Source organism: Streptomyces sp. NPDC012510 (assembly GCF_042955065.1).
Lineage (GTDB): Bacteria > Actinomycetota > Actinomycetes > Streptomycetales > Streptomycetaceae > Streptomyces.
This window is the reverse complement of record NZ_JBIBEN010000006.1, coordinates 368,733-381,902: the sequence shown is the minus strand read 5'-3', so window position 1 is coordinate 381,902 and position 13,170 is coordinate 368,733. Positions and strand designations below refer to the sequence as shown.

Below are 13,170 nucleotides of genomic sequence, written 5' to 3'. Positions count from 1 at the left end.
CGCATGCTCTGCCCCAGGCGTCACGGGACCGTAAACAACCGTTCCCTCCCGGAAACGCCGCATACGCCGGACCTGTAATGCTTGCCACCCCTCCCCCATACTCTGACGCGTCCATGTCTGCCCTCGGGGGAGGAACCGGTCATGCACAGCATCATCGTCGTACCCATGGACGGTACGCGTCCGGCCGACCAGATCCATCTCACACCCAGCCAGTCCGTGCCCTTCGGCCGTACGGCCCGCACAGGCGCCCCTCATCTGACCATTCCGCACGAGGGCGTCTCCCGGGAGGCGGGGGAGATCACGGCCACGGGAGCCTACTGGACGCTCAGCAATCTGAGCCGCGCGCAGACGTACGTCGTCGAGAACCCGGAGGGCGCCGGCGAGCACATCAAGATCGCGCCGGGCCGACTGGACGCACCGGTGCCGTTCGAGTTCTCCCGCGTGGTGCTGCCCGCCGGCAACGACCTGGTGAGCTTTGACGTCTGGGCCCCGCGCCACGACTTCCTGGACCACGTCGGCCCGTGCGACGGACCGCCCACCGCCTCCGCGTTCCCGCTCGACCGGCGCAAACGGTACTTCCAGGTCCTGGCCGCCCTGTGCGCCCCACGACTGCGCGGCGAACCCCACGCCGCGCTCGCCACCGCCGACGAACTGGTCGAACTGCTCCGCCCCACCTGGCCGTCGGTCTCCCGCAGCGCCGTGCAGTGGAACATCGACTACCTGGCCGTCAAACTCCGCCTCAAGCCGGCCCCGGAGACCTCACCGGCCGGCGGCACCCGCCTCAACGGCAAGAAGGACCGCCTGGTCTCCCTGGCGCTCCGCTTCGACCTCGTCCGCGAGTCCGACCTGGCGCTGCTGAAGGGCGGTGACGAGTGATGAGCCCGGAGTGGGCGAGCACGGAGCAGCCGTACGCCGTGCCGGTTCCCAAGGGTTACCGCGTCGGCGCCTGGGAGGTGCGGGAGCCGCTCGCCTCCGGCGCCTTCGGGACCGTGTACGCCGCCCGGTGCGCGGAGCCGGCCGAGGGCCTGCCGGCCGAGGCGGCCCTGAAGTTCCACCCCACCGGCACCCGCACCCCGCGCCAGTTGCGCCATCTCCAGGAACTCGCCGAACGGGAGACGGAGTTGCTGCGCCGGCTCCGACGGCCGCGTCTCATCCGCATGTACGAGACGCTCACCGTGGACGACCCGTCGAACCCCCTCCTCGACGGCGCTTCCGTCCTCGTACTGGAACGCGCCGAGGGTTCCCTCGACCAGCTGATCGAGCGGCTGGCCGGGCGGGCGCGGGGGCAGCGGGCCGTAGCCCTGCCCGGCGGGCCCTCGCTGCTCGCCCAGATCTGCGAGGGCGTGGCCCACCTGCATCACGCGGGCTGGGTGCACGGCGACCTCAAGCCCGCCAACGTACTGCTGATGGCGGACGGTTCGGTACGGCTGGCGGACTTCAACCTGGCCGCCGAGATGGACGGCACCCACGCCTACTCCCCCGCGTTCACCACCCCCGACTACACCCCGCCCGAACTGCTGTGGGCCGAGGTCGGCGAACACGGCCACCAGACCCGCCCCACCGCCGACATCTGGGCCTTCGGCGTCCTCGCCCATCTCGTCCTCACCGGTGGCCCGCCCTTCCCGGGCTCCACCCCGGCCGCCCGCCGCGACGCGGTGCTGCGCTACGCGAGCGGCCGCGACGAGCTGCGGCTCTCCCCCGAACTGCCGGACGTCTGGCGGCCGATCGTGACCGACTGTCTGGCCCCGACCCACGCGGCACGCGCCCCGCACGCCGCGTCGGCCCTGCTGCGCCGCGTCGAGACGGCCGCCGGGGCCGCCCGCTCCCCGCGGCTGCCCCGCCTGCGGCGGAGGCGCGGCCCCCATCCGGCCGTCCTCGGCGGGCTGGCCGCGGTCACCGTCGTCTCGCTCGCCACGGCCGGCCTGCTGGCCATGCGCGAACCCGCCCCGCAGGGGTACGAACGCTGCGACCAGGGGGACGTCTGCTTCTTCACGGAGGCGGACGGACAGGGTGAGATGTGCGCCTGGTACGAGTACGACGACGACTGGCTGGGCGGGGTCATCATCTGTGACTGGGCCAAGCACACCAGGCCCAGATCCGCCTTCAACAACGGCTACACAGGGGACCCGCACGCCGACGTCCGGCTCTTCCGCGAGCCCGACCGGAAAGAACCGTTCGGCTGCATCGAGGAGCTGAACAAGGTCAACTATCCCGACGGCTTGGAGCTCCGCTCCCACGAGTGGGTGGGTGCCTGCTGAGCGGAAGCCTGTCGGGCGGGCGACCCTATGACCTCAGAGGTACCGGCGCGGGGGCCGCGCGCAGATGCTGAACGCGTTCACAGCAAGCACCGAGAACCACTAGAACCACGAGAACAAGGGAACAACGGGGAAACGGGGAAACGATGACGACGACAAGCACCACAGCCAGGCCCGTACGCCGGCGTACGGCCGTCGCGCTCTCAGCGACCGCGCTGGCCGTCTGCCTCGGCGTGCAGGTCGGCGGTACGGCCACGGCGGCGCCGGTCTCCGCGCCGGACGCCGCGTCCGTGGCGGCGGCGAAGCCGAAGTTCCAGATGCCGTTCAAGTGCAACACGCACTGGCGGATCGACACCTGGGGTCACAATCCGGCCATCGACATGGTGGTGAAGGGGAACACCGGCTCCTCCGGCAAGCCGGTCTACCCCGGCTACAAGGGCAAGGTCGTCAAGGCCTACAAGGACTCCGGCGCCGGAAACATGATCATCATCAACCACGGGGGCGGCTGGTACACGGCGTACTACCACCTCAAGGACAGCGCCACCAAGTACGTCAAGGTGGGACAGACGGTCACCGCGAAGAAGCAGATCGGGCGGATCGGCGCCACCGGCAAGAACAGCGGCAACCACGCCCACCTGCACTACGAGCAGCGCTACCGGACCAACGGCATCCCGACCGAGAAGCACCGCAAGCCGGTCCACTTCAACGGCAAGTCGTACACGGGCAAGAGCAAGACGTGGTTGGACGTCGTCAGCAAGAACTGCTGAGTTCGGGGGCGACAGAGGCTGAGGGCCCACCGGCAAGCACCGGCGGGCCCTCGGCCGTCGTACGCGTGGAGCGGCTCAGTGGTCCTATGCGTGGAGCGGCTCAGCGGTCGTACGAGCGGAGCGGCTCAGTGGTCGTACGCGTGGAGCAGCTCAGTGGAAGAAGTGCCGCGTCCCCGTGAAGTACATCGTGATCCCGGCCTTCTGCGCGGCCTCGACGACCAGCTCGTCACGGACGGAACCGCCGGGCTGGACGATGGCCTTGACGCCGGCGGCGCTCAGGACGTCGATGTTGTCCGGGAAGGGGAAGAAGGCGTCCGAAGCCACGTACGAGCCCTCGGCCCGCTCGGCCCCGGCCCGCTCCACCGCCAGTTTGCAGGAGTCGACGCGGTTGACCTGCCCCATGCCGACGCCCACGGAGGCACCGTCCTTGGCCAGCAGGATCGCGTTGGACTTGACCGCGCGGCAGGCCTTCCAGGCGAACGCCAGCTCGGCCAGCTCGTCGGCGGAGAGCGCGTCACCGGTGGCCAGGGTCCAGTTGGCGGGGTCGTCGCCGTCGGCCTGGAGCCGGTCGGTGACCTGGAGGAGCGCACCGCCGTCGACCGGCTTGAGCTCGACGGGGTTGGCGGGGGCGCCCGGAGCCTTCAGCACCCGGATGTTCTTCTTCTTGGCGAGCGCTTCGAGCGCGCCCTCCTCGTAGTCGGGCGCGACGATGACCTCGGTGAAGATCTCGGCGACCTGCTCCGCCATCGCCTTCGACACCGGGCGGTTGACCGCGATCACACCGCCGAAGGCGGACAGCGGGTCACACGCGTGCGCCTTGCGGTGCGCCTCCGCGACATCCGCTCCGATGGCGATGCCGCAGGGGTTCGCGTGCTTGATGATCGCGACGGCCGGCTCGTCGTGGTCGTACGCGGCACGGCGGGCGGCGTCCGTGTCCGTGTAGTTGTTGTACGACATCTCCTTGCCGTGCAGCTGCTCGGCGTCGGCGAGACCGCCGGTCCCGGAGACGTACAGCGCGGCGGGCTGGTGCGGGTTCTCGCCGTAGCGCAGGGTGTGCGCGCGCTCCCAGGTGGCGCCCAGGAAGTCGGGGAACCGCGAGTCGTCGGCAGGCGCGTAGGAGCTGGCGAACCAGCTGGCCACCGCCACGTCGTACGCGGCCGTGTGCTGGAACGCCTCGGCCGCGAGCCGCTTGCGGGTGGTGAGGTCGAAGCCGCCGTCCCGCACGGCGGCCAGCACGTCGCCGTACCGTGCCGGGCTGGTGACCACGGCGACCGACGGGTGGTTCTTGGCGGCGGCGCGGACCATCGACGGGCCGCCGATGTCGATCTGCTCCACGCACTCGTCGGGGGTGGCGCCGGAGGCGACGGTCTCCCGGAAGGGGTAGAGGTTCACGACGACGAGATCGAACGGTTCGACGCCCAGCTCGTCGAGCTGGCTCCGGTGGTCCTCCAGCCGGAGGTCGGCGAGGATGCCCGCGTGCACCTTGGGGTGCAGGGTCTTGACCCGGCCGTCCAGGCACTCGGGGAAGCCGGTGAGCTCCTCGACCTTGGTGACGGGGACACCGGCGGCGGCGATACGCCCGGCGGTGGAGCCGGTGGAGACGAGTTCGACGCCCGCCTCGTGCAGGCCACGGGCGAGCTCTTCGAGCCCGGTCTTGTCGTAGACGCTGACGAGTGCGCGACGGATGCCCCGCTTGGTGCCCTCGTCGCTCACGGCCGTGACAGTGCTGTCGGCGGTCACTGGATAACTACCTTTCGTCCCTCAATGCGATAGCCGTTGCGGGCGAGGCGCCCCACGACATCGACGAGCAGCCTTCGCTCGACTTCCTTGATGCGCTCGTGCAGAGCGCTCTCGTCGTCCTCGTCCCGGACCTCCACCACGCCCTGCGCGATGATCGGCCCGGTGTCGACGCCGTCGTCGACGAAGTGGACGGTGCAGCCGGTGACCCTGGCGCCGTACGCGAGCGCGTCCCGCACCCCGTGCGCCCCCGGGAAACTGGGGAGCAGGGCCGGGTGTGTGTTGACGAACCGTCCCCCGAACCGCGCCAGGAACTCCTTCCCCACGATCTTCATGAACCCGGCGGAGACGACGAGATCGGGCTCGTACGCGGCGACGGCCTCGGCGAGCGCCGCGTCCCACTCCTCCCGGGTCCCGTAGTCCTTGACCTTACGGACGAAGGTCGGCAGCCCGGCGCGCTCGGCTCGGGCGAGCCCCTCGATTCCGCCGCGGTCGGCTCCTACGGCCACGATCTCGGCGCCGTAGGCCTCGACACCGGTCGTCTCGATGGCGTCCAGCAGCGCCTGGAGGTTGGTGCCGGATCCGGAGACCAGCACGACGAGGCGCTTGGCCACGGGCTTGGCGGCCACGATGGGGCCCTTTCTACGGGTTCTATCGAGTTCTACGGGTTTCGCGGGCTGTGCGGGTTTCGCGGGTTGCGGGTTGCGGGTTGCGGGTTGCGGGTTGTGCGGATTCTGCGGTTGTGCGGATTCTGCGGTTCTGCGAAGACGTTCAGGCTCCCGATGGACGCGAGCTTGCACGTTCTTGTACGTTCATACGATTGCTTCACGTCTCCCGGTACGGGGAAGTCTACGAAGCGGCCGACCGTCAGCAACGATACCGGCACACCGGACGGCCCCCGTGGGACGGGGGCACGGCCGGAAGGTAGCGTCTGCCAGGAGCTGGCTCGGGAACGCGGTCGATGTGTGGGGCGTTCACGGAGTGACAGCTCATGCCCTGCCAGTAGATTTCACCGTCGAGATCGCTTTCGAGATCGCCGCCGAGTAACCGTCACACGCGCCGCCGAGCGCATGGGCAGGCTCAGCAGCGGTCTCACCACCGATGTGAGCGCCGTTCTCATCGCCGAGTTCACCGCCTTACTCACCGAGCCGTAACCACCGCCAAGCCGTATCCACCAAGGGGAAGACGCACTCCTCATGCCGGACCGCAGCCTCCGCCTTCCTTCGCTCCTGCTGCGCGAGCGGAGTTCCTCTCCCACGCCTCCGCGCGAGAGCGAGGACACCCCCGAGCAGTCCGGGCAGCCCGGGCGGGGCCAGGGCTCAGGCTCTTCGGACGACAATCCGTTCGCGCCTCCGCCCGAGGGCACGCCCGACCGGCCGTGGCAGCCGCGTCGGCCTTCCGACGGCCGGGGTTCCGAGGACGGAACGGGTCGCGGTGGTGGTCATTCGCCGTGGGGCAGTCATTGGAGCGACCGGCAGCCCGGCCGCTCGTCCGGCGGCGGACCCTTCGGTGACCGCACCGGTGGCCAGGGCGGTCCGGGCGGCCCCGGCCGGGGTGCGGAGGGCGGCCCGGGCAGCGGGCTGCGCTGGGACCCCACGGATCCAGCCCAGCGGCGCTCTCGGTACTCGCTGCTCTGCGGCATGTGGGCCTTCTTCTTCGCCCTCTTCGCCTGGCCGTACGTCGCCCTGCTGCTCGGTTCCCTGGCCGTGTACTGGGCCGTCAGCGCCCTGCGCGCCAAGCCCCGCACACCGGACCCGGCCCGGTCGGCGGCCCCCGAGCCGAGCGGCCGGCCCCAGCGGACCGCGGCCATCAGCGGCCTGGTGACCTCCACGATCGCCCTCGCCATCGTCGCCGTCACCTTCACGGCCCAGTTCGTCTACCGGGACTACTACACCTGCGTCAACGACTCCCTCACCACCGTCTCCGAGCAGTCCTGCAAGGAACTCCTGCCGGAGGGGCCGGTGCGGCAGGTACTGGGTGCCAACTAGACCCACACGGTCAGACCACGTCTCCGGTGTCGGCATCGGGCTCGGACGTAGGGTCCGGCATGGGGGTGGGGCCTGAGTCGAGGTCCGGGTCGGGAGGAGGAGCGGTGTCCGAGGCGTGCTCGTAGCCGTTCCGCACCGTCGAGGACATCGCCTCACGCAGTGCCGCCCAGCGGGCAGCTCGGGAGTCGGGATCCCAGCCCGGCGGGGAGCCGGCGACGTATGGATCGACGGGGTCGTACGGGTCGAGGGGATCGCCGACGGTACGGCTGGAGGCCGGGCTGGAGCTGGGCATGGCGCCACCGGCAGCACTCGGGCTCGGGTCAGCACTGCGGCTGGGGTTCCGGCTGGGGCTGTGGTCTGGGCTCGGGCTGTGGTCGGGGCTAGGGCCGGGGTCGGGGCTGGGGCCGGGGTCAGGGCTCGGGCCGGGGTCAGGGCTCGGGCCGGGGTTGCGGCTCGGGCCAGGGTCGGGGCTGGGGCCGGGGTTGCGGCCAAGGCTGAGGCCTGGGCCGGCGCTCGGGCCGGGGTCGGGGATCGGGCCGGGGGCGGGGCTGACTCTGAGCGGGTTCGGGCGGGTGCCGGAGCATGCGCCGGACGCGGGGGCGGTCGGGGGGCCGACCGGGGCCGGAGTCTCAGCCGTACGCCGCTTCGTTCTGGAGAGCCACGCTTGGAGTCGGCGCCTTGTTCTCGGCCCGGCCGGAGGGCGCGGCCGAGACGTCGGGCCCGGCGGCTGCTCGGAGGTTCGCGCCAAGATGCTGGACTCGCCCGGTGTCCGGTACTTCGACCCGTCCGGCTCGGTGGGCGGCAGCCCGTTGCTGGAGCCACCCGGCGTTCCGCCCTTCGCCATGCCCCGCTCGGCGGACAGCAGCCCGGCTTTGGACCCGCCCGGCTTCCCGCCCTTCGGCAGGCGTCGTCGCTGAGCGGAAGGCCGCCCCGCCCCCGGCGCCCGCGACTCCCCCGGCCCTCCGCCCTTGACCACGGCCTGCCCGACCGATGGGTCATGCTCCGCGGGCGTGTCAGGGGAGGCTTTGGGTGCGGTGGGTGCAGCCGCCCGCACGTCGTCGGGGAACTCCGTACGCGAGGGCGCGCTCGGAGTGTGTAGGAGCGCTCCGGTCTTGGCCGACGCCGTGTCCGCTCGTGTCCCACCCGGAACGCGACGGGGCACACCCGCCGCGGTCGTCGGTGCGCCAGTCCACAGTCGCCACCACCGGGCGAGCAGAGCCGCCGGCACCCCCACAGGGCCCATCCATGCCCCGGCCGCACACCCCGCCTGCCACCACACCGGTCCGAAGTCGGCGAGGGTCGCGACGCCGAGGGCTCCGCCGGCGTGGAGGGCGAGCAGGGCGAAGGCGGAGGCGGACATGAGGGCGGCGAGGAGGGTCACGCCGGTGGTCCGGAGCGCGGACCAGGGAGCCGCCCGGTCGGCGGCCGCGCGGGCCCCGGTGAACCAGCCCACGGTCACCCCCGCGGCGAGCGGCACCGCACCCACAGCCCAGTACACCGGCGTACCACCGCCCGCCGGAACGGCCGCGAGCAGGGGGAACGGAGGCAGAAAGGCGGCCGGCGCGTCCGCGCCCAGGGGCCCGGTGACATGCCCGGCGCCCAGAGCGAACCCGGGGCCGAGGGCGTAGGCCGCCGCCCACACCGCCGCGTTGGGGACGAGTGCGAGACAGAGCATCAGTACGGCGAAACGGCCGGACCACCCCTCGGTGAGCTGGAGGAAGGAGTCGCGGGCCGCGCCCCCGTGCCAGGCCAGAGACACGCCCACCAGCAGGGCGCCGCCGCCGACCAACACGAGGACGCCCGCCCCGGCCGCCCGCCCTGCGGCGGCCACGACGTGCCGTCGGCAGTCTGTCTTCGGCGGGCCCACCAGGAGCGCGGGCAGCGGCAACCGGGGGCGCCCGCACCCCACCCACACCCCCGTGCCCGCCGCGAGCGCCGCGAGGAGCGGTACGCACAGCGCGGCCCAAGGCCACGACGGTCGTAGCACGCCCCCCGAGGCGTACAGCGTGACCGCCGCGCCGACGACCGCGTATCCGGTCACGAGCCCGATCCATGTGGCACGGGCACTCGCGCCGGAAGCGTCCTCCACGTGGTCGCGGGCCGAACGGTGCAGCAGGACCACCGGCAGAGCGAGCAGAAGGAGGGGGACGAGGCCGACCGGGGCGGGGTCGCCGGAGAGCGTGTCGAGGCGGACGAGTTCCACGCCGTGGGAGAGCAGCCACAGCGCCGCCGCGATGTGCAGGGCCCCGCCGGGCCCGCTGTCGGGATACGGCGAGCTGACCCACAGCACCGTCGTGAGCGCGGCGAACGTCCCGAGTCCGAGCCCCGCCGCGAGGACCCCGCCGAGCACCCCGGCGACCAGCCGGGAGGACCGGCCGCGCAACCGGCCACGCAGTCGCCGGATCAGCGGCGTCAGCGGAGACCGCCGCGATGAGGCGTACAGGGATGCTGTCGACGCCATGGGCCCCATGGGCGTCCCGGGCGCCATGAAGGATGCCGACCGATCGCGGTCAGCGGCGTGGTCGGGCCTCGCGGTCGGGTCGTTCGAGTCGGTCACGTGGGTCACGTCGCCATGCTCCCAACGACACGCGCTTTACTGGCGTAACGAATGATTCGCGCACGTGTCGCTCAATATGCGCTTATGAGTTTTTTCATGGGAAGGTCGGTCCGACGAGGACAGGCACGACGGGAGGCGGCCTGATGAACAGCGCCGAAGCCGGAACGGGGGCCGAAGCCAGAACGGGGGCTGGCTCCGGAACGGGAGCTGGCTCCGGAGCAGGAACCACACCTGGTTCAGAGGCCGGACCCGGTGCGCAGGCCGGACCCGGTGCGGAAGCCGCTCCCGGCGAGTCGGCGCTCCCCGGCGGAACCGAGTGGTACCAGCAACCCCTTCGCGGTGATGACGCCGACGATCCGGATCCGGCCCCACCGCCGCGGACGCCCGGCCGGGCCTTCGACGCGCTCTACGTGTACTGCGCCCCCACCCTCGTACGGCAGACCTACCTGCTCACCGGGCGGCGCTCGCTCGCCCGCGAGGCGGTGGAGCGGGCTTTCCAGCTGGCGTGGCAGCGCTGGCCGGAGGTGGCCGTCGACCCCGACCCAGCGGGTTGGGTGCGGGCTGCGGCCCACGAGTACGCGCTCTCCCCCTGGCACCGGCTGCGCCCCGACTTCCCGCGGAACCGTCAGAGCCGCCAGGAGCCCCTGCCGACCGACCCCACCGGCCGGGCCCTGCTGGAGGCGCTCCTGGAACTGCCGCCCCCGTACCGTCGCACCCTGCTCCTCTACGACGGTGTCGGCCTCGACCTACCCGACACGGCCGCCGAGACGGAGGCGAGTACCCCGGCCACGGCGGGACGGGTGCTCTACGCCCGCGCGAGCGTCACCGCCCGCCTGCCGGAGCCGGTCACGCCGGAAGACCTGGGCCGTCTGCTGGCCGACCTGTCCGCCGATGTCCGGCCCCTCCCCACGAAACCGATCGAGCTGCGCACCAGAGCCGACCTCAGCGCCAGCCACTGGGTCCACGCCGCCGTAGTCTTCACCGTCCTCCTCCTCACCTGCACCGCTCTCACCCTCCGCACCGCCCCCGACCACTACGAGCCCCCGGTCCCCCCGGGCGCGCCGGTGCAGGGTGTCCCCCCGAGAGCGGCCCCCGGCCCCCTGTCCGAGCGTGAGCAGAAGCTTCGGGCGAAGCTCAGATCGGAGACGGCCAGAGGCCCGCAACGGCTACACCCGGAAGCCCACTGAGTCGCGCGACCGGGCCACGCCCCAGGGAACGCCGACGGGCCCGCACCCCCGGTCAAGGGGGTGCGGGCCCGACAAAGGCTCGGCCAGGCCTGAGCCCGGCCGTCGACGACGTCAGCCGCCGAGGATCTCGCGCGCCAGCTTCGCCGTCTCGGTCGGGGTCTTGCCGACCTTGACGCCGGCGGCCTCGAGGGCCTCCTTCTTCGCGGCGGCCGTACCGGAGGAGCCGGAGACGATGGCGCCGGCGTGGCCCATGGTCTTGCCCTCGGGCGCGGTGAAGCCCGCGACGTAACCGACGACCGGCTTCTTCACGTTCGCCTTGATGAAGTCGGCGGCCCGCTCCTCGGCGTCGCCACCGATCTCACCGATCATCACGATGAGGTCGGTGTCGGGGTCGGCCTCGAACGCGGCGAGCGCGTCGATGTGCGTGGTGCCGATGACCGGGTCACCACCGATACCGACGGCGGAGGAGAAGCCGATGTCACGCAGCTCGTACATCATCTGGTACGTCAGCGTGCCGGACTTCGAGACCAGACCGATGCGGCCCGGCTTGGTGATGTCACCGGGGATGATGCCGGCGTTCGACTGACCGGGGGTGATCAGACCCGGGCAGTTCGGGCCGATGATCCGGGTCTTGTTGCCCTGCGACACCGCGTACGCGTAGAAGGCAGCGGAGTCGTGGACCGCGATGCCCTCGGTGATGACGACCGCGAGCGGGATCTCGGCGTCGATGGCCTCGACGACGGCGGCCTTGGCGAAGGCCGGCGGTACGAAGAGGACGGACACGTTCGCGCCCGTCTTCTCGATCGCCTCGGCGACGGTGCCGAAGACCGGGATCTCGGTGCCGTCGACGTCGACGGTCGTGCCCGCCTTGCGGGGGTTGACGCCACCGACGATGTTCGTGCCGTCGGCCAGCATGAGCTTGGTGTGCTTCATGCCCGTGGCACCGGTCATGCCCTGGACGATGACCTTGGAGTCCTTGTTGAGGAAGATAGCCATGGCTGTTCTGTCCCTCGTCCCTTACTTCGCAGCCGCGAGCTCGGCGGCCTTGTCGGCCGCGCCGTCCATGGTGTCCACGCGCTGGACCAGCGGGTGGTTGGCGTCGGAGAGGATCTTGCGACCCAGCTCGGCGTTGTTGCCGTCCAGACGGACGACCAGGGGCTTGGTGACTTCCTCGCCCTTGTCCTTGAGCAGCTGCAGTGCCTGCACGATGCCGTTGGCGACCTCGTCACAGGCGGTGATGCCACCAAAGACGTTGACGAAGACGGACTTGACGTCCGGGTCGCCGAGGATGATCTCCAGGCCGTTCGCCATGACGGCGGCGGAGGCGCCACCACCGATGTCGAGGAAGTTGGCGGGCTTGACGCCACCGTGCGCCTCACCGGCGTACGCGACGACGTCCAGGGTGCTCATGACGAGACCCGCGCCGTTGCCGATGATGCCGACCTCGCCGTCGAGCTTGACGTAGTTGAGGTTCTTCTCCTTGGCGGCGGCCTCGAGGGGGTTCGCGGCCGCGTGGTCGACGAGCTCCTCGTGGTCGGGGTGGCGGAAGTCCGCGTTCTCGTCCAGGGAGACCTTGCCGTCGAGGGCGATGACATCGCCGGAGGCGACCTTCGCCAGCGGGTTGACCTCGACCAGGAGGGCGTCCTCCTCGATGAAGGTCTTCCACAGGGTGACGAGGATGTCGGCGACCTTGTCGGCGACCTCGGCCGGGAAGTTGGCGGCCTCGACGATGCCACGGGCGACCTCGGGGGTCACACCCTCGTTGGCGTCGATGGGCGTCTTGGCGACGGCCTCGGGGCGGGTGGCCGCCACCTCCTCGATCTCCATGCCGCCCTCGACGGACGCGATGGAGAGGAAGGTGCGGTTGGTGCGGTCGAGGAGGTAGGAGACGTAGTACTCCTCGACGATCTCCGGAGCGGTCTCGGCGATCATCACCTTGTGGACCGTGTGGCCCTTGATGTCCATCCCGAGAATGTCCGTCGAACGGGCGACAGCCTCGTCCGGGGTGGCGGCGAGCTTCACGCCGCCGGCCTTGCCTCGACCACCGACCTTCACCTGAGCCTTGACGACAGACTTGCCGCCCAGCCGCTCGGTGATCTCGCGCGCCGCCTCAGGCGTGTCGATGACTTCACCGGCCAGCACCGGTACACCGTGCTTGGCGAAGAGGTCCCTCGCCTGGTACTCGAACAGGTCCACGCGCTTCCGTCCCTATCAGTGATCGCGGTTCGTTGGATGCGTGGGCGTGCCGCGAAGGGCAACGTGACGTCCGCCGAGAGTCACAAGGGAGGCGCACACGGTGTCCGAGCGCGCGGCATGTCCGTCTCGCAGGTTATCGCTGCTTCCGGGAGCCCCCTAAATCGCGAGTCACACCTGAGCGGTGATACCTGTCACATGATGCCGGACTCACTGGCACCGAGTGCCGCGTGTGCGGGGCCTCACCGGACGGGGGTACACCCGGTGAGGCCCCTCCGAGGCTCTTCGACGGCTCCGAAGGGCCCCCGACGGGTGATCTCCTCCCCAAGGGAGACCACCCGTCACCACCCCCGGCGTCCGCCTGGACAGGACCGACGGCTTTCGGCCGTCCGGGTTTCCGCCTGTGATGGTTGTCGATGGGGTCACTGCAGGGGGCACTGCAGTGACTGCAGTGGGTTATTGCTCGGTTGCTGATGGGGTTCTGAT

The 13,170-nt window shown here is 71.1% G+C and carries 10 protein-coding genes; 5 read left to right on the top strand and 5 right to left on the bottom strand.

The features are described 5' to 3' along the window. Positions 1–141 precede the first annotated feature (141 nt). The 3 genes from ACFY9I_RS14335 (at position 142) to ACFY9I_RS14325 (ending at position 3,022) form a co-directional block, all read left to right on the top strand. A complete protein-coding gene (locus ACFY9I_RS14335; protein ID WP_391001191.1) occupies positions 142–876 on the top strand; it encodes an FHA domain-containing protein in 735 nt (244 codons plus the stop codon). Beyond that, the gene (locus tag ACFY9I_RS14330) at positions 876–2,258 is read left to right on the top strand and encodes a protein kinase (protein ID WP_391001188.1); all 1,383 of its coding nucleotides are present in this window, start codon (positions 876–878) and stop codon (positions 2,256–2,258) included. Before ACFY9I_RS14335 ends, ACFY9I_RS14330 begins: the two co-directional genes overlap by 1 nt. Positions 2,259–2,401: 143 nt before the next feature. After that, complete coding sequence (locus ACFY9I_RS14325) at positions 2,402–3,022, top strand: peptidoglycan DD-metalloendopeptidase family protein (protein ID WP_391001185.1); 621 nt, start codon at positions 2,402–2,404, stop codon at positions 3,020–3,022. Positions 3,023–3,172: 150 nt separating this feature from the next. Here ACFY9I_RS14325 and purH read toward each other — a convergent pair whose 3' ends face one another. Further along, entirely contained in the window at positions 3,173–4,762 is a 1,590-nt protein-coding gene (gene purH / locus ACFY9I_RS14320; RefSeq protein ID WP_391001182.1) for a bifunctional phosphoribosylaminoimidazolecarboxamide formyltransferase/IMP cyclohydrolase, read from the bottom strand. Continuing rightward, positions 4,759–5,388, bottom strand: a complete 630-nt coding sequence (gene purN / locus ACFY9I_RS14315) for a phosphoribosylglycinamide formyltransferase (RefSeq protein WP_391001180.1) — start codon at positions 5,386–5,388, stop codon at positions 4,759–4,761. Before purN ends, purH begins: the two co-directional genes overlap by 4 nt. A gap of 567 nt (positions 5,389–5,955) precedes the next feature. Here purN and ACFY9I_RS14310 point away from each other — a divergent pair. Next, on the top strand, positions 5,956–6,747 hold the full coding sequence (locus tag ACFY9I_RS14310) for a hypothetical protein (protein ID WP_391001177.1): 792 nt from the start codon (positions 5,956–5,958) through the stop codon (positions 6,745–6,747). A gap of 10 nt (positions 6,748–6,757) precedes the next feature. Here the strand turns inward: ACFY9I_RS14310 and ACFY9I_RS14305 are convergent, their stop codons facing one another. Further along, positions 6,758–9,208 carry a DUF6350 family protein gene (locus ACFY9I_RS14305; protein ID WP_391001174.1) on the bottom strand — a complete coding sequence of 817 codons (2,451 nt, stop codon included), beginning with the start codon at positions 9,206–9,208 and terminating at the stop codon, positions 6,758–6,760. Positions 9,209–9,447: 239 nt separating this feature from the next. Between ACFY9I_RS14305 and ACFY9I_RS14300 the strand changes: the two genes are divergently transcribed. Beyond that, positions 9,448–10,491 carry an RNA polymerase subunit sigma-70 gene (locus ACFY9I_RS14300; RefSeq protein ID WP_391001172.1) on the top strand — a complete coding sequence of 348 codons (1,044 nt, stop codon included), beginning with the start codon at positions 9,448–9,450 and terminating at the stop codon, positions 10,489–10,491. A gap of 111 nt (positions 10,492–10,602) precedes the next feature. Here the strand turns inward: ACFY9I_RS14300 and sucD are convergent, their stop codons facing one another. Next, positions 10,603–11,487, bottom strand: a complete 885-nt coding sequence (gene sucD, locus ACFY9I_RS14295; protein ID WP_391001169.1) for a succinate--CoA ligase subunit alpha — start codon at positions 11,485–11,487, stop codon at positions 10,603–10,605. Positions 11,488–11,508: 21 nt separating this feature from the next. Then, complete coding sequence (gene sucC, locus ACFY9I_RS14290) at positions 11,509–12,687, bottom strand: ADP-forming succinate--CoA ligase subunit beta (protein WP_391001167.1); 1,179 nt, start codon at positions 12,685–12,687, stop codon at positions 11,509–11,511. Positions 12,688–13,170 lie beyond the last annotated feature (483 nt).